The organism is Mycobacterium sp. pV006 (assembly GCF_041287115.1).
Taxonomy (GTDB): domain Bacteria; phylum Actinomycetota; class Actinomycetes; order Mycobacteriales; family Mycobacteriaceae; genus Mycobacterium.
In genome coordinates this window covers 35,753-51,505 of record NZ_JBGGKT010000012.1, presented here as the reverse complement: position 1 = coordinate 51,505, position 15,753 = coordinate 35,753, and the positions used below count along the sequence as shown (strand labels likewise).

12 protein-coding genes are annotated in these 15,753 nt (G+C 69.0%); 7 read left to right on the top strand and 5 right to left on the bottom strand.

From position 1 onward, the window contains the following. Positions 1–52 precede the first annotated feature (52 nt). Together gdhA and metG are read right to left on the bottom strand one after the other, a co-directional pair. On the bottom strand, positions 53–1,402 hold the full coding sequence (gene gdhA, locus ACAG25_RS18330; protein ID WP_370489898.1) for an NADP-specific glutamate dehydrogenase: 1,350 nt from the start codon (positions 1,400–1,402) through the stop codon (positions 53–55). A 1-nt stretch (position 1,403) separates the two neighbouring features. Next, positions 1,404–2,939: a methionine--tRNA ligase gene (gene metG, locus ACAG25_RS18325; RefSeq protein WP_370489897.1), complete on the bottom strand. Its 1,536-nt coding sequence runs from the start codon at positions 2,937–2,939 to the stop codon at positions 1,404–1,406. A 26-nt stretch (positions 2,940–2,965) separates the two neighbouring features. On the opposite strand from metG, the gene ACAG25_RS18320 reads away from it, so the two are divergent. The 5 genes from ACAG25_RS18320 to ACAG25_RS18300 all read left to right on the top strand — a co-directional run bounded on the left by ACAG25_RS18320 (position 2,966) and on the right by ACAG25_RS18300 (position 8,919). Continuing rightward, positions 2,966–3,823, top strand: a complete 858-nt coding sequence (locus ACAG25_RS18320) for a TatD family hydrolase (RefSeq protein ID WP_370489896.1) — start codon at positions 2,966–2,968, stop codon at positions 3,821–3,823. A gap of 71 nt (positions 3,824–3,894) precedes the next feature. Then, a complete protein-coding gene (locus ACAG25_RS18315; RefSeq protein ID WP_370489895.1) occupies positions 3,895–5,022 on the top strand; it encodes a transglycosylase family protein in 1,128 nt (375 codons plus the stop codon). Then, positions 5,019–5,960, top strand: coding sequence for a 16S rRNA (adenine(1518)-N(6)/adenine(1519)-N(6))-dimethyltransferase RsmA (gene rsmA, locus ACAG25_RS18310; RefSeq protein ID WP_370489894.1), 942 nt, complete (start codon positions 5,019–5,021; stop codon positions 5,958–5,960). Before ACAG25_RS18315 ends, rsmA begins: the two co-directional genes overlap by 4 nt. A 63-nt stretch (positions 5,961–6,023) precedes the next feature. Next, a complete protein-coding gene (locus tag ACAG25_RS18305) occupies positions 6,024–6,992 on the top strand; it encodes a 4-(cytidine 5'-diphospho)-2-C-methyl-D-erythritol kinase (RefSeq protein WP_370489893.1) in 969 nt (322 codons plus the stop codon). Positions 6,993–7,284: 292 nt separating this feature from the next. Then, entirely contained in the window at positions 7,285–8,919 is a 1,635-nt protein-coding gene (locus ACAG25_RS18300; protein WP_370489892.1) for a fatty acyl-AMP ligase, read from the top strand. Between the two features lie 60 nt (positions 8,920–8,979). Here the strand turns inward: ACAG25_RS18300 and ACAG25_RS18295 are convergent, their stop codons facing one another. After that, the gene (locus ACAG25_RS18295) at positions 8,980–12,411 is read right to left on the bottom strand and encodes a hypothetical protein (protein ID WP_370489891.1); all 3,432 of its coding nucleotides are present in this window, start codon (positions 12,409–12,411) and stop codon (positions 8,980–8,982) included. Positions 12,412–12,679: 268 nt separating this feature from the next. Between ACAG25_RS18295 and ACAG25_RS18290 the strand changes: the two genes are divergently transcribed. After that, positions 12,680–13,642 (top strand): ATP-binding cassette domain-containing protein, encoded by a 963-nt coding sequence (locus ACAG25_RS18290; RefSeq protein ID WP_370489890.1) that lies wholly within the window; start codon positions 12,680–12,682, stop codon positions 13,640–13,642. Next, complete coding sequence (locus ACAG25_RS18285; protein ID WP_370489889.1) at positions 13,639–14,490, top strand: ABC transporter permease; 852 nt, start codon at positions 13,639–13,641, stop codon at positions 14,488–14,490. Before ACAG25_RS18290 ends, ACAG25_RS18285 begins: the two co-directional genes overlap by 4 nt. Before the next feature lie 7 nt (positions 14,491–14,497). On the opposite strand, the gene pth is transcribed toward ACAG25_RS18285, so the two are convergent. Further along, positions 14,498–15,076: an aminoacyl-tRNA hydrolase gene (pth, locus tag ACAG25_RS18280; RefSeq protein WP_370489888.1), complete on the bottom strand. Its 579-nt coding sequence runs from the start codon at positions 15,074–15,076 to the stop codon at positions 14,498–14,500. A 12-nt stretch (positions 15,077–15,088) separates the two neighbouring features. Then, positions 15,089–15,727, bottom strand: coding sequence for a 50S ribosomal protein L25/general stress protein Ctc (locus ACAG25_RS18275; protein ID WP_370489887.1), 639 nt, complete (start codon positions 15,725–15,727; stop codon positions 15,089–15,091). Positions 15,728–15,753 lie beyond the last annotated feature (26 nt).

Here is a 15,753-nt window from a genome sequence, read left to right as displayed (position 1 = left end):
ACCACGCACCCCGAAAGTGTGACACCGCCGCGACGGAAAGTGACCTAGATCACTACACCAGGCCGAGGGCGAGCATCGCGTCGGCCACCCGGATGAACCCGGCGATGTTCGCGCCCGCGACGTAGTTGCCCGGCTGGCCGTACTCGTCGGCGGTGACCAGGCAGCGGTTGTGGATGCGCCGCATGATCTGCTCGAGGCGCAGCTCGGTGTCGGCGAACGTCCACGAGTCGCGGGAGGCGTTCTGCTGCATCTCCAGGGCGCTGGTCGCCACACCGCCGGCGTTGGCGGCCTTGCCCGGCGCGAACGTCACCCCGGCGTCGGCGAACTGCTTGATCGCGTTCGGCGAGCACGGCATGTTGGCGCCCTCGGCGACCACGCGGCACCCGTTCTTGATCAGCGCGGCCGCCTCGTCGCCGTTGATCTCGTTCTGGGTCGCGCACGGGATCGCGATGTCGCACGGAACTTCCCAGACATTGCGGTGCTCGACGGAGGCGGCGCCGTTGCCGCGCAGCTCGGCGTAGTCCGACATGCGGCCGCGACGGACCTCCTTGACCTCTTTGAGAATCGAGAGGTCGATGCCCTTCTCGTCGACGACGTAGCCACTGGAGTCCGAACAGGCCACCACGTTGCCGCCGAGCTCGTGAATCTTCTCGATCGCGTAGATCGCGACGTTGCCGGAACCGGAGACCACCACGTTCTTGCCTTCGAAGGTGTCCCCCGAGGCCTTCAGGATCTCGTTGATGAAGAACACCGTGCCGTAGCCCGTGGCCTCGGTGCGCACCTGCGAACCGCCCCAGGTCATGCCCTTGCCGGTGAAGACGCCGGACTCGTAGCGGTTGGTGATCCGCTTGTACTGGCCGAACATGTAACCGATCTCGCGCATGCCGACGCCGGTGTCGCCGGCGGGCACGTCGGTGTACTCGCCGAGGTGGCGGTACAGCTCGGTCATGAACGACTGACAGAACCGCATGACCTCACCGTCGCTGCGGCCCTTCGGGTCGAAGTCCGATCCACCCTTGCCGCCGCCGATGGGCATACCGGTCAGCGAGTTCTTGAAGATCTGCTCGAAGCCCAGGAACTTCACGATGCCCAGATACACCGACGGGTGGAACCGCAGCCCGCCCTTGAACGGCCCGAGCGCAGAGTTGAACTCGACGCGGAAGCCGCGGTTGATCTGCACCACGCCGTTGTCGTCGATCCACGGCACCCGGAAGATGATCTGGCGCTCTGGTTCGCACAGGCGTCGGATCACCGCCGAATCGACGTAGTCGGGATGCTTCTCGACGACCGGCCCGAGGCTGTTGAGCACCTCGAGGACGGCCTGGTGGAACTCGGCCTCACCCGGATTGCGGTGAGCCACCTCGTCGTAGATGTCTTGCAGTTTTTCGTGTAGGTCAGTCATCTCATGTCGTCTGGTAGCGGGGAAACACGCCCGTGGGCGCGGGTAATGCGATGCCCGGGGTGAGCCGGTTGCCCACCGCGGTGAAGGTGCGCTGGCCCTCGGTCTGGCCCAGCAGCTCAAGCATTTTCGTCATCGAGTCCGGCATCACGGGTTGGCTCAGCAGCGCGGCGATGCGCACCACCTCCAGCGTGGTGTACAGCACCGTGGCGAAGCGTTGCGGGTCGCTCTTGCGCAGCACCCAGGGCTCCTGCGCCGAGAAGTAACGGTTCGCCGACGCCAGCACCGACCAGATCGCCTCCAGCCCGAGATGCATCGCGGTGGCGCAGTAGTGCGCGCGGACCCGCTCCAGGAGGGCGTCGGCCTCGTCGAGAAGTGCCTTGTCCTCGGTGGTGAAATCGCCCGGGGTGGGCACCGTGCCCTCGAGGTTCTTGGCCACCATCGACAGCGACCGTTGGGCCAGGTTGCCGAATTCGTTGGCCAGGTCGGCGTTGATCCGGCCGATGATGGCTTCCTCGCTGTAGCTGCCGTCCTGGCCGAACGGCACTTCGCGCAGCAGGAAGTAGCGCACCTGGTCGACGCCGAAGGTGTCCACCAGATCGTGCGGGTCGACGACGTTGCCCACCGACTTGCTCATCTTCTCGCCGCGGTTGAACAGGAACCCGTGGGCGAACACCTTTTTCGGCAGCTCGATGCCGGCCGACATCAGAAACGCCGGCCAGTAGACGGTGTGGAAGCGGATGATGTCCTTGCCGATCATGTGCAGATCGGCGGGCCAATACCGTTGGAAGACATCGGAATCGGTGTCGGGGAAGCCGACACCGGTCAGGTAGTTGGTCAACGCGTCGACCCACACGTACATGACGTGGTCGGGATGGCCGGGCACCGGCACGCCCCAGTCGAAGGTGGTCCGTGAGATCGACAGGTCGCGCAGCCCGCCCGAGACGAAGCTGACGACCTCGTTGCGGCGCACCGCGGGTTCGATGAAGTCGGGGTGGGCGTCGTAGTGGGCGAGCAGCCGATCGGTGTAGGCCGAGAGCCGGAAGAAGTAGGTCTCCTCCTCGGTCCAGGTGACCGGAGTCCCGGTTTCGGTGGCCACCCGGATCCCGTCGGCGCCGACGGTGGTCTCGGCGTCGGTGAAGAAGCGTTCGTCGCGCACCGAGTACCAGCCGGAGTACTTGTCCAGGTAGACGTCTCCCGCGTCGACCATGCGGGTCCAGATGGCCGCCGACGCCTCGAAGTGGTCGGCGTCGCTGGTGCGGATGAAGCGGTCGAACGAGATGTTGAGCTTCTCCTGGAGCCGCTGGAAGACATCGGAGTTGGCGCGCGCCAGCTCAGCGGTGGGAACACCCAGCTTGGCCGCGGTTTCGGCCATCTTCAGACCGTGCACGTCGGTGCCGGTGAGAAACCGCACGTCGTAGCCGTCGAGTCGCTTGAACCGCGCGATGGCGTCGGTGGCGATGTACTCGTAGGCATGCCCGACGTGCGGATCGCCGTTGGGGTAGGCGATCGCGGTGGTGACGTAGTAGGGCTCGCTCATGACCACCTCACCCTAGAGTGTGGGCCGTGAGCTCCACGAAACAGCGGCGGGAGGCGCCGCCGGCACCGGACCCACTCACACCGCTCATCGACGCACACACCCACCTCGACGCCTGCGGTGCGCGCGACGCCGACGACGTACGCGCCATCCTCGACCGGGCCTCCGCCGCCGGCGTGCAGGCGGTGGTCACCATCGCCGACGACCTGGACTCGGCGCACTGGGCCGCCGCGGCCACCGAGTGGGACGACCGCGTCTACGCCGCCGTCGGGTTGCATCCGACCCGGGCCAACGCGCTGACCGACCGGGCCCGCGCCGACATCGAGCAACTGGCCACCCACCCGCGGGTGGTGGCCATCGGCGAGACCGGTATGGACCTCTACTGGCCGGGCCGCCTCGACGGGTGCGCCGAGCCCGCCGAGCAACGTGAGGCGTTCGCCTGGCACATCGACCTGGCCAAACGCATCGGCAAGCCGTTGATGATCCACAACCGTGACGCGGATGCCGACGTGCTCGACGTGCTGCGCGCCGAGGGTGCCCCCGAGAATGTGATCTTCCACTGCTTTTCCTCGGGCCCGGAGATGGCCCGCGCCTGCGTCGACGCCGGCTGGGTGTTGAGCCTGTCGGGCACCGTCAGCTTCAAGAACGCGCGTGAGCTGCGCGAAGCCGCGCCGCTGATCCCCGCCGGGCAGCTGCTCGTGGAGACCGACGCCCCGTTTCTGACGCCGCACCCGTACCGCGGCGCGAAAAACGAGCCGTACTGCCTGCCATACACTGTGCGGGCGCTGGCCGACCTGCTGGACCGCCCGGCGCAGACCATCGCCGAAGAGAGTTCGGCAACAGCCGTACGGGTCTACGGCCTGGCGAGTTGCCGGACGGAGACCTGACCGTTACGGTCCTGTGATCGAGAGAAGAAGGCCGCCGCTCCCGCTGCGCTGGTCGGGGATAAGACGACACTTTGACTGCTCTGAACAAGCTGCACCAAACGCGCTCGCCGTTGCTACGAGTGCTGATTGCTGCACTCTTACTTACTTTGATATTTGCCGGAGCCACGGCGGTAGCCGCTCACAAGACGGTGACGCTCACCGTGGACGGCACGTCGATGACCGTCGCCACGATGAAGTCGCGCGTCATCGACGTCGTCACGGAGAACGGGTTCACCCTCGGCGAGCGTGACGATCTCTACCCCGCTGCCGACACCCCGGTCGGCCAGGCCGACACCATCGTGCTGCGCCGCAGCCGACCGCTGGAGATCTCCACCGACGGCGGCGGCACCGAGCAGGTGTGGACCACCGCGGCGACCGTCGACGAGGCTCTCGCGCAGCTCCGGATGACCGACAAGGCGCCGGTGGCGGCCTCGCGAGGCAGCCGCGTTCCGTTGGCGGGAATGGCGTTGCCCGTGGTCAGCGCAAAGACCGTACACCTCGACGATGGCGGGGCGATCCGTACCGTGCGGCTGGCCGCACCGAACGTCGCGGCCTTGCTGGAAGCCGCGGGGGTGCCGCTCCAGCAAAACGACGCCGTTGTCCCCGCACCGTCGGCACCGGTGGTCGAGGGCATGCATATCGCCGTCACGCGGGTCCGGATCGCCAAGGTCACCGAGCGTCTGCCGCTCGAACCCGGCCACCGCCGCATCGAGGACGAGACGCTCAACATGAGCCGGCAGATCGTCGAGGAGCCCGGTGCTGCGGGAGTGCAGGATGTGACGTTTTCCGTGGCCACGGTCAACGGCGTCGAGACGGGGAGGTTGCCAGTAGCCAATGTCGTTGTCACGCCCGCGCGCGAAGGTGTGCTGAGAGTCGGCGCCAAACCTGGCACCGAGGTCCCGCCGGTGCTCAACGGAGCCACCTGGGATGCGCTGGCCCGCTGCGAAGCGGGAGGTAACTGGGCCATCAACACTGGCAACGGATATTTCGGTGGCGTGCAATTTGATCAAAACACCTGGGAGCGCAACGGTGGTCTGAGGTATGCTCGGCGAGCAGATTTGGCAACTCGCGAGGAACAGATTGCGATTGCTGAGATAACCAGGGCACGCCAGGGCTGGGGGGCGTGGCCGACTTGTAGCGGGAGGATCGGTGCGTCGTGACCATACGGCTGCTCGGGCGAACTGAAATACGGCACTTGGCGAAGTCCATCGACTTCCGTCCTCGGAAGTCGTTCGGTCAGAATTTCGTCCACGATGCGAACACCGTCCGCCGGATCGTCTCGGCGTCCGGCGTCAACCGCAACGACCATGTCCTCGAGGTGGGGCCGGGTCTGGGTTCGCTGACGCTGGCCCTGCTGGACCGGGGCGCCAAGGTCACCGCCGTGGAGATCGACCCGGTGCTGGCCCGTCAGCTGCCGGTCACCGTCGGTGACCACTCGCACAGCGAGATCAACCGCCTGACCGTCCTCAACCGCGACATCCTCACCTTCGAGCGGTCCGAGATGACCGAGGAGCCCACCGCGCTGGTGGCCAACCTCCCCTACAACGTGGCGGTCCCGGCGCTGCTGCACCTGCTCGCCGAGTTCCCGTCCATCCGCACCGTCATGGTGATGGTGCAGGCCGAGGTCGCCGAGCGGCTGGCCGCCGAACCCGGCGGCAAGGACTACGGCGTGCCCAGCGCCAAGGTGCGGTTCTACGGCAACGTGCGCCGCTACGGCATGGTGTCGCCCACGGTGTTCTGGCCCATCCCGCGGGTCTACTCCGGACTGGTGCGCATCGACCGCTTCGAGACGTCGCCGTGGCCGACCGACGCCGAGTTCCGCGATCAGGTCTTCGAGCTGATCGACATGGGCTTCGCGCAGCGACGCAAGACCGCCCGCAACGCGTTCGCCGAGTGGGCCGGTTCGGGCAACGAGTCCGCGAGCCGTCTGCTGGCCGCCAGCATCGATCCTGCCCGTCGCCCGGAGACGTTGAGCATCAACGACTTCGTGCGTCTCCTGCAGCGCTCCGAGGACTGGCACGTCGTCCCGAAGCCGGCGCGCGAGGAGAAGGCCGAGACGGTCGCCGAGGACAAGGACTCCCAGGTCTCCTCACGCTGACCCGCGGTGTGCTGGTACCCGACCATGCGGCCACCGTCGGTGACCGCGCGTTAGTGTCGTGCGGTGTCTGTGGGTGAGGGCAGTACCGCCACCGATTGGGTGACCACGGGTTCGGTCACCGTCCGCGTCCCCGGCAAGGTCAACCTCTATCTGGAGGTCGGCGATCGCCGCGACGACGGTTACCACGAACTGGCCACGGTCTTCCACGCGGTGTCGCTCTTCGACGAGGTCACCGTCGCGACCGACGACGTGTTGTCGCTGGCGTTCACCGGCGAGGGTGCCGCCGACCTGCCCGTCGACGAGAACAACCTCGCGTGGCAGGCCGCGGTGCTGATGGCCGAACACGTCGGCCGTGCCCCCGACGTCTGCATCACGATCGACAAATCCATCCCCGTCGCCGGTGGAATGGCCGGCGGCAGCGCCGACGCCGCTGCCGTCCTGGTCGCGATGAACGAGCTCTGGGAGCTCGGGGTACCGCGCCGCGACCTGCACACCCTGGCCGCGCGCCTGGGCAGCGACGTGCCGTTCGCGTTGCACGGCGGTACGGCGCTGGGAACCGGGCGCGGCGAGAAGCTGGCAACCGTCCTGGCCCGGGACACGTTCCATTGGGTGCTCGCGTTCGCGCCGGGCGGGTTGTCGACGGCCGAGGTGTTCGGCGAGATCGACCGGCTGCGTGCCGAGGAGCAGGACCGCCTGCCCCCGAGGCTGGAGTCCCCGGAGCCGGTGCTGGCGGCGTTGGCCTCCGGTGACCCCGCCCGACTGGCCGCCCTCCTGGGCAACGATCTGCAGCCGGCGGCGCTGAACCTCGACTCGTCGCTGCGGCGGACCCTGCGGGGCGGTGTGGCTGCCGGCGCGCTGGCCGGCGTGGTGTCGGGATCGGGGCCGACGTGCGCCTTCCTCTGTGCGTCGGCGGAGTCCGCGGTGCAGGTCGGTGCGGAGCTGGCCGGCATGGGGGTGTGCCGCACCGTGCGGGTGGCCAGCGGTCCCGTTCCCGGTGCGCGGGTCGTGCCCGGTACCTCGCCGTCGGCCTGACCGCTGTGACACGCACCTCAATTGTCGCGAGCGTTTGGCAGCTACTTAAGAGTTGCTTAAGATGAGCGACGGTGAGTGCTAGCGGTCGAGCAGTGGACGCGGTCAGCTCTCCCGCCGACAGCTTCGGCGGGTGGCGACTGGTCGCTGGCTATGACCCGGCCTTCGGGACATCACCGATTCGAGACACAACCGCTCCCCAATCGTGTGCGCGCCTGCGTGAAAAGGCCGCTAAGCAGGCGGAGCATGGCAAATGGGCATGTGCACCGGAGCAGATGTCGACGAGGAGGTCGTCGTGAGCAGGTTCACCGAGAAGATGTACGAGAGTGCCCGTACCAGCTCCCGTGGCATGGTGACCGGCGAGCCGCACGAGCCGGTCCGCCACACCTGGGCCGAGGTCCACGAGCGCGCCCGCCGCATCGCCGGCGGACTGGCCGCCGCCGGTGTCGGCCTCGGTGACGCGGTCGGCGTGCTGGCGGGCTTCCCGGTCGAGATCGCGCCCACCGCCCAGGGGCTGTGGATGCGCGGTGCCAGCCTGACCATGTTGCACCAGCCCACCCCGCGCACCGACCTGGCGCTGTGGGCCGAGGACACCCTGACGGTCATCGGGATGATCGAGGCCAAGGCCGTCATCGTCTCCGAGCCCTTCACCGTCGCCATCCCGGTGCTCGAGGAGAAGGGCATCAAGGTCCTCACGGTGGCCGACCTGCTGAACTCCGAGCCGATCGATCCCATCGACGTCGGCGAGGACGATCTCGCGCTGATGCAGCTGACCTCCGGCTCCACCGGCTCGCCCAAAGCCGTCCAGATCACCCACCGCAACATACGCTCGAACGCCGAGGCCATGTTCATCGGCGCCGAGTACGACGTCGACACCGACGTCATGGTCAGCTGGCTGCCCTGTTTCCACGACATGGGCATGGTGGGCTTCTTGACCATCCCGATGTACTTCGGCGCGGAGCTGGTCAAGGTCACCCCCGTCGACTTCCTTCGGGACACCCTGCTGTGGGCCCGGCTGATCGACAAGTACAAGGGCACCATGACCGCGGCGCCGAACTTCGCGTACGCGCTGTTCGCCAAGCGGCTGCGCCGCCAGGCCAAGCCCGGCGAGTTCGATCTGTCCACACTGCGCTTCGCGCTGTCGGGCGCCGAACCGGTGGAGCCGGCCGACGTCGACGACCTCATCGATGCCGGCAAGCCGTTCGGGCTGCGCCCCGAGGCCATCCTGCCGGCCTACGGCATGGCGGAGACGACGCTGGCCGTGTCGTTCTCGCCGTGCGGCGCGGGCCTGGTGGTCGACGAGGTCGACGCCGACCTGCTGGCCGCGCTGCGCCGCGCGGTCCCCGCGACCAAAGGACACACCAAGCGCCTGGCCACGCTGGGCCCGCTGCTCAAAGACCTCGAGGCCCGGGTCATCGACGACCACGGCAACGTCATGCAGCCGCGCGGCGTCGGGGTGATCGAGCTGCGCGGGGAATGCGTGTCCCCGGGTTACATGACCATGGGCGGCTTCATCCCGGCCCAGGACGAGCACGGCTGGTATGACACCGGTGATCTCGGCTACCTGACCGAAGAAGGCCACGTGGTGGTGTGCGGCCGCGTCAAGGACGTCATCATCATGGCCGGCCGCAACATCTATCCCACCGACATCGAACGCGCCGCCGGCCGCGTCGACGGTGTGCGTCCCGGTTGCGCCGTAGCCGTCCGGTTGGACGCCGGCCATTCCCGGGAGACCTTCGCCGTCGCGGTCGAGTCCAACGCCTGGCAGGATCCGGTCGAGGTGCGCCGCATCGAGCACCAGGTCGCCCACGAGGTCGTCGCCGAGGTCGACGTGCGGCCCCGCAACGTCGTGGTGCTCGGTCCGGGCAGCATCCCGAAGACCTCCTCGGGCAAGCTGCGCCGGTCGACCTCGGTCTCTCTGGTCACGTAGAACGCCGAATCCCGGCGGGCCCAGATGTACTGGGCCGCACCGGGATCCGATGATCGCGCCTCAGGCGGCGGCCATGAGCTCGGCCGCTGCCGACTCCTTGGCCCGGACCGTGATCAGCTCGTAGTCGGCCACCTGCCACCCGGCCATGAAGACACCGATCGGCAGGGCCTTGCCCTGTCCCACGGACTTGCCGTCGTCGGTCATCGAGCTGTCGTTGACGTAGATCACGCCTCGCTTCAGATCGACCTGGGTCACGACGGCGGCGTGGTCGGCCACGGTGTAGGAGGTGTCGGCGTCCGGCACGAAGTCGGTCACCGCGCTCCAGATGATCGCCACCGGATAGGCGATCAACGCGGCCTCCCCGCGCGCGAGCGCGGCCTGCAGGTCGGCGAGCGCCCGCTGACCGTCCGCCAACGTGGAGCCGATGCGGTTGCCGTCGTCGTCGTAAGAGATGTACTTCTGATACGTCGTGGTCACACCGAAGTACATCTCCATCAGCGCTGCGGCGTCGGCTTCGTCGACGCCTTCGCTGATCCGCTCGTCGAGGTACATCTTGCGGCCCGGTGACGCGACGCTGTCGGTGGTCTTGGCCAGACGGACCATCTCCTCTTCGCTCGGCGGGGTGCTGCGGGTGGCCTGCCCGATCGCCGCCGCACTGGCCTGCAGGACACAGTTGTCGAAACTCTGTGACACCCAGTACTGCTTGGCGTCTTCGGCGTCGCCGTACTGGCCGTCGCCGAGTACCTCGACCTCGATCAACTGATCGATGGTGTCCGGCTTCGCGAATCCCATCCGCACGGCGAAGTTGTGCAGCAGGGCCTGCAGCAGGCCGCCCAAGCCGGGCATCCGCGCCGCGGCCCCGTTGTCCAGGGTGATGACGAAGCTGTCCTTGACCCCGGGCCGGATCAGGGCCGGATCGGCGTAGTAGGTGTAGGAACCGGGCGTGTCGCCTGCCTCCAACCGGCCGTAGCGTGGTCCTTCCTTGATCGTGTAGGTGAGGTCGAAACCGTTGTTGCTCTCGCCGTTCAGGTCGACGGTGATCGCGTGGTCCTCCCCTTCCGGAGGGGCGGTGGAAACCGACGCGCTCGGCTCCCGGTTGAAGAAGATGTAGGCCAGTGCGCGGCTGATGTCACCGAATATCGACTCCGAGGTCGACCGCACGGCGCTCACAGCCGCAGAGCCGTTGTTCCCGGCTCGGCCTTCTGCTCCGGCGTCCCCGGAGGAGCCGTCGGCACTGGTGCCGCCGAGACCGCCCTGGCCTGCCCGGCCACCGAAGCCACCTGCGCCGGCGGTGGCAGCTCCGTCGCCTCCGTCACCGCCATCACCACCGTCGCCGCCATTGCCGGCGGTCTCGCCGTCACCGCCGTTGGCGCCGCCACCTCCCTCACCACCGGAACCGCCGGCGCCACCGGGGGCGCCGTCTTCACCCGGACCACCCGGCCCTCCGACACCGCCGCTACCGCCGGCTCCGCCGTCACCGCCGGCCGTGAGGTCGCCGCCGTCACCGCCCTCCCCGCCGGCGCCACCGGCACCGCCCGTGCCGCCCTCGGCACCTGCGCCTCCCTCGGCGCCTGCGCCGCCGTTGCCTCCGACACCGCCGTTGCCGCCGGCACTACCGTCGTCGGACCACCCGCCGCTTCCGCCGTTGCCGCCCTTACCGCCGTCACCTCCGGCGCCGCTGTCGCCCCCGGTCCCGTCCGCGGGAATGACGAAGAAGAACCGACCGGTCCCGGGCAGACCGCCGACGGCTCCGCCCACCCCGCCGGGCCCACCGTCGCCGCCGTTGCCGCCGTTGCGGCCGGGACCGACGCTGACCTTGCCGCCGGTGAACCCGGTGCCGCCCTGACCGCCCGTGCCGCCCTGACCGCCGTCGCCGCCGTCGCCGCCGGTCCCGAAGATCCGGCTGCCGTTGCCGCCGTCGCCGCCCCGACCGCCCGGGCTGCCCGCCGCGCCGACGCCACCGTCGAGGCTTGCCGCCGAGCCGTTGAGGCCGGGGACGCCCTCCTGTCCGGCGCCGCCGTCGCCGCCGGCGCCGCCGGCCCCGAACAACGACAGCCACCCGACGTTGCCGCCGCGGCCGCCGTCACCTCCGCCGTCGCCGCCCTCGCCGCCGTCACCGCCGCTACCGACGAACAGTCCGCCGCGGCCGCCGGCACCGCCGTCGCCGCCGTGGTTACCGACATCGCCGTGGTACGGACTGTTGCCGCCGGCCCCGCCGGCACCGCCCATGCCGGAGAACGCCAACCGCCCGGCGTTGCCGCCGTCACCGCCGGCGCCACCGAAACTCGCCGCGCCGCCGATCCCGCCGGCACCGGCGCCCCCCGACATAGAGAACAGTCCGGTGTCGCCGCCGCGACCGCCCGTGCCGCCGGTCTGGCCGTTGAAGATGGCGCTGCCGCCGACACCGCCGGTACCGCCGTCGCCCCACATCAACCCGCCGTTGCCGCCCCAGCCTCCGCCGCCGCCGCGGAAATCGCCGGTGGAGGTCCCGCCGGCACCACCGCCGCCGCCGTGGCCGAACACCCCCGCAGAACCGCCGCGGCCACCGGCGGAACCTTCCACGGTGGTCGCGCCGTTGCCGCCGGCGCCGCCGTCACCGTAGATCAGACCACCTCGGCCGCCCGCTCCACCGGCCCCGCCGCCGATGCCGACGACACCGTGGCCGCCGTCGCCCCCGGTACCGAAAAGCCCTGCGTTGCCGCCGTTTCCGCCGTTGTACCCGTTGCCTCCGCTGCCGAAGATGCCACCGTTGCCGCCTCTGCAGGAGGTGGTGACGGGGCAGGTGTCCGCCGTCCAGGAGTAGCCGTTGCCGACCAGGATGCCGCCGTTGGGTCGGGCGGCGGTGCCGTTGCCGAACAGGAACGAGAAGAGTCCCGGAGAGGACAGCGGAGCCGACGGCGCGAAGTTCGTCGTGCGCAACTGCGGCGTGGGGTCGGCCTGTTCGTCGCGCTGACCGAGGTCGGCCACCACGGTCGCCGGCGCGGTGGCCCGGGCGGCACCCCTATCGCCGGTGGCCTCGGTGGTCGCCGACTCCGCCGGAATTCGCGGTTCGCCGGTCTTGCGATCGGCGGTGAGGTCCGGTCCTTCCTCGGAGTCGGTGAGCCGCTCGGTGACGCGGATCTCGAGGTCTGCCTCGTCCCGGCTGTCCACCGCGCTGCGCCTGGTCGAGCGGTCCCGGCTGTCGGTCGAGGTGTCCGACGCGCGGCTGCGCCGCTGCGGGCCGGCCGAATCACTGTCCGGCCGGCTGGTTTTCGCGCGCGGGGAGTCCGAGGTCGACGTGCTCGACGTCGAACTCGTGTCTTCGGCCGCGGCGACGCCGACCTGCGGGCCCATCAAGGAAAGACCCACCAGAGCTGCGCCCAGACCGGCCGAGGCCGCGCCCAGCGTCAGCCACCGACGGACGGGGAAGTCCTGCGAGCGTCGCCGGGACCCACCGTGCCGGGTGGCCTTGCTGTTCACATCGTCATCGCGCTGATCCGCAGCAGCAATCATCGACATCGGTCCCCCCGGTTGGGTCCGCCCTCGCGCCGCGGACAAGTGATTGACGTTCACGTAAATGTGAATGTGCAACGGATAGTAAAGACCGGCATGCTGCATTGCTGGCAAATTCGCCCGAATCGGCCCCGTCGGATTTCCGTGACGCAAGCCCTTGCGCCGCGCACCCGTTCAGCTGCCCGGCGGTGCGAACAGCAATCGCTGCCATTAGCCCGTGGCAATGCTCGTCCCGGTCCGGTCGGACGGAGCCGATACCGTCGAACCCATGCCATCTGCACCCGCCATCGAGGCCGACGAACTGGTGAAGCGTTTCGGCGACGACACCGTGGTCGATCGGGTCAGCTTCACCGTGCCGCCGGGATCCGTGCTGGGGCTGCTCGGCCCCAACGGCGCGGGCAAGACCACGACGGTCCGGATGATGACCACGCTGACCGAACCGACCAGCGGAACCGCCCGGGTCGCCGGGTACGACATCCGGACCCAGCCCGACCAGGTGCGTCGCCACATGGGTCTGACCGGCCAGGTGGCCAGCGTCGACGAGATGCTCACCGGCCGGGAGAACATCCGGATGATCGGCGGTCTCTACGGGATCCGGAAGAAGCACCTCGACAGGCTCGGTGATCAGCTGCTGCATCAATTCTCCCTGACCGACGCCGGTGACCGGGTGGTCAAGTCCTACTCCGGTGGCATGCGCCGGCGGCTGGACCTCGCCGTGAGCCTGTTGGCCTCGCCGCCGGTGCTGTTCCTCGACGAACCGACGACCGGGCTCGATCCGCGCAGCCGCAACGAGTTGTGGGATGTCCTGCGCGCGCTGGTGGCTCAGGGGACCACCCTGCTGCTGACCACGCAGTACCTGGAGGAAGCCGACCAGTTGGCCGACAACATCGTGGTGATCGACAGGGGGCGCATCATCGCGCAGGGATCGCCGATGGAGCTCAAGCAGCAGGCCGGGCGTGCCAGCCTGGTGGTCACTGTCGCCTCCGGGGCCGATCTCGAAACCGCTCGGGAAGTACTGGGCCGCAGGGGTTCTGAGGTGTTCGTCGACGTCGGGGCGCGCAGGCTCACCGCCTCTGCCGACGGGCTCGATGACATGATCACCGTCGCCGGGTGGTTGCGCGAGCGAGATGTCGCGGTCGAGGACATCGGCCTGTCCCGGCCCAGCCTCGACGACGTCTTCCTGTCGCTGACCGGACACCGCACCGACGACGGTCAGGAGGCCGGCGAATGACCGCAGTGCAGGTGAGCGCCAATGCGACGGTCCGGCCCGACCCGGTGCCGACGCACCCCACCAACCTCGCGCAGCAGTCGTGGATCATGGTCAAACGCAACATGATCCACACCAAGCGGATGCCGGAGATGCTCAGCGACGTCACCGCTCAGCCGATCATGTTCGTGCTGCTGTTCGCCTTCGTGTTCGGCGCGTCGATCAACACGGGCGGGTCGTCCTACCGCGAGTACCTGCTGGCCGGCATCCTCGCGCAGACCATCGTGTTCTCCGCGTTCGTGGTGGCCTCGGGTATCACCGCCGATGTCGAGAAGGGCATCATCGACCGGTTCCGGTCGTTGCCGATATCGCGGTCGTCGGTGTTGATCGGTCGCAGCATCGCCAGCCTGATCCACTCCTCGCTGGGAGTGGTGGTGATGTCGGTGACCGGCTTGGCGATCGGGTGGCGCATTCGCAACAGCGCGGCCGAGGCCCTCCTGGCGTATGCCCTGCTGCTGTTGTTCGGTTTCGGGATGATCTGGTTCGGCATCCTCGTCGGTTCGCTGATGCGCACCGTGGAGGCCGTCAACGGCGTCATGTTCACGGTGCTGTTCCCGATCACGTTCCTGGCCAACACCTTCGTGCCCACCGAGCCGATGCCGCGCTGGTTGAGGGTGATCGCCGAATGGAACCCGGTGTCGTCGCTGGCGCAGGCCATGCGTGAGCTGTGGGGTAACGGAGGTCCGGCAGCCGCCGACGCCCAGCTGCCGCTGCACCACCCGGTGCTGTCCACGGTCCTGTGGTCGCTGGCGCTCACGGCGGTGTTCGCCCCGTTCGCGTTGATGGCCTACAAGCGGCGGACCTCGGACTGAAAGCCCGTCAGCCCCAGGCGTGCACGGTGTTCTGCGCGGCCTCCAGGCCCTGGGCGATCAGCAGCTCGGTGGCATCGGCGGCCTGCTCACAGATGGTGCCGACCTCGGGTCGCTCCCGCGAGTTGAAGTTCTCCAGGACGAACGACGCACCGGACTGCCGTCCCGGAGGCCGGCCGATACCGATCCGCACGCGGTGGAAATCGTTGCTGCCCAACGCTGCACCAACCGACCGCAGGCCGTTGTGGCCGGCGACGCCGCCGCCGAACTTCAGCCGGATACGGCCGAAGTCGATGTCGAGTTCGTCGTGCAGCACGACGACGTCGGCCGGCGCCACGGAGTAGAACTTCGCCAGCGGGCCGACGTGTCGGCCCGACTCGTTCATGTAGGTGCGCGGTTTGGCGACAACCACCGGCTTGCCGCCGAGGCGGCCGGTGACCACCTCGGCCCCCGACTTCTTGTGCACCTTGAAACCGTCGCCGATGCGATCGGCGAGGATGTCGGCGACCAGGAAGCCGAGGTTGTGCCGGGTGGTGGCGTACTGCGGTCCGGGATTGCCCAGGCCGACCACCAGAACGGGCTCGGCCATGAACGACGCGTCCTACTCGGCGTCGTCGCCGTCGGCAGCCGGGGCGGCCTCGGGAGCGGCTTCCTCGGCCGGAGCGGCCTCGGCGTCCAGGTCCTCGGCGGTGGGCGCCGCGACGACGTTGACGACCAGGTTCTCGGGGTCGGTCACCAGCGTGACGCCTGCGGGCAGCTCGAGCTGACCGGCCAGGAACTGGGTGCCTTCGCCGACGCCCTCGACCGACACGATGATCTGCTCCGGGATCGACTGCACGTCGGCCTCGATCTCGACGGTGTTGACCTCCTGGGTGACCAGGGTGCCGGGCGCCGCGTCACCTTCGACGACGACATTGACCTCGACGACCACCTTTTCGCCGCGGCGCACGACCAGCAGGTCGGCGTGTTGGATGCTGCGACGGATCGGGTGGATGTCCAGCGCCTTGGTCAGGGCCAGCTGCTCTTGGCCGTCGATGTCGAGGGTCAGCACGGCGTTGGTGCCGGCGTGACGCAGGACCGCGGCGAAGTCGCGGGCGTTGAGCTCGAGGTGGCGCGGGTCGGAGCCGTGGCCGTAGAGCACCGCGGGCACGCGCCCTTCACGGCGGGCGCGACGCGACGCGCCCTTACCGGTGGCGGTGCGGACCGCAGCGGTCAGCTTGTTGGGGGGGTTCTGTGCCATCGTGGTGCTCCTGTGCCGAAGGTCGG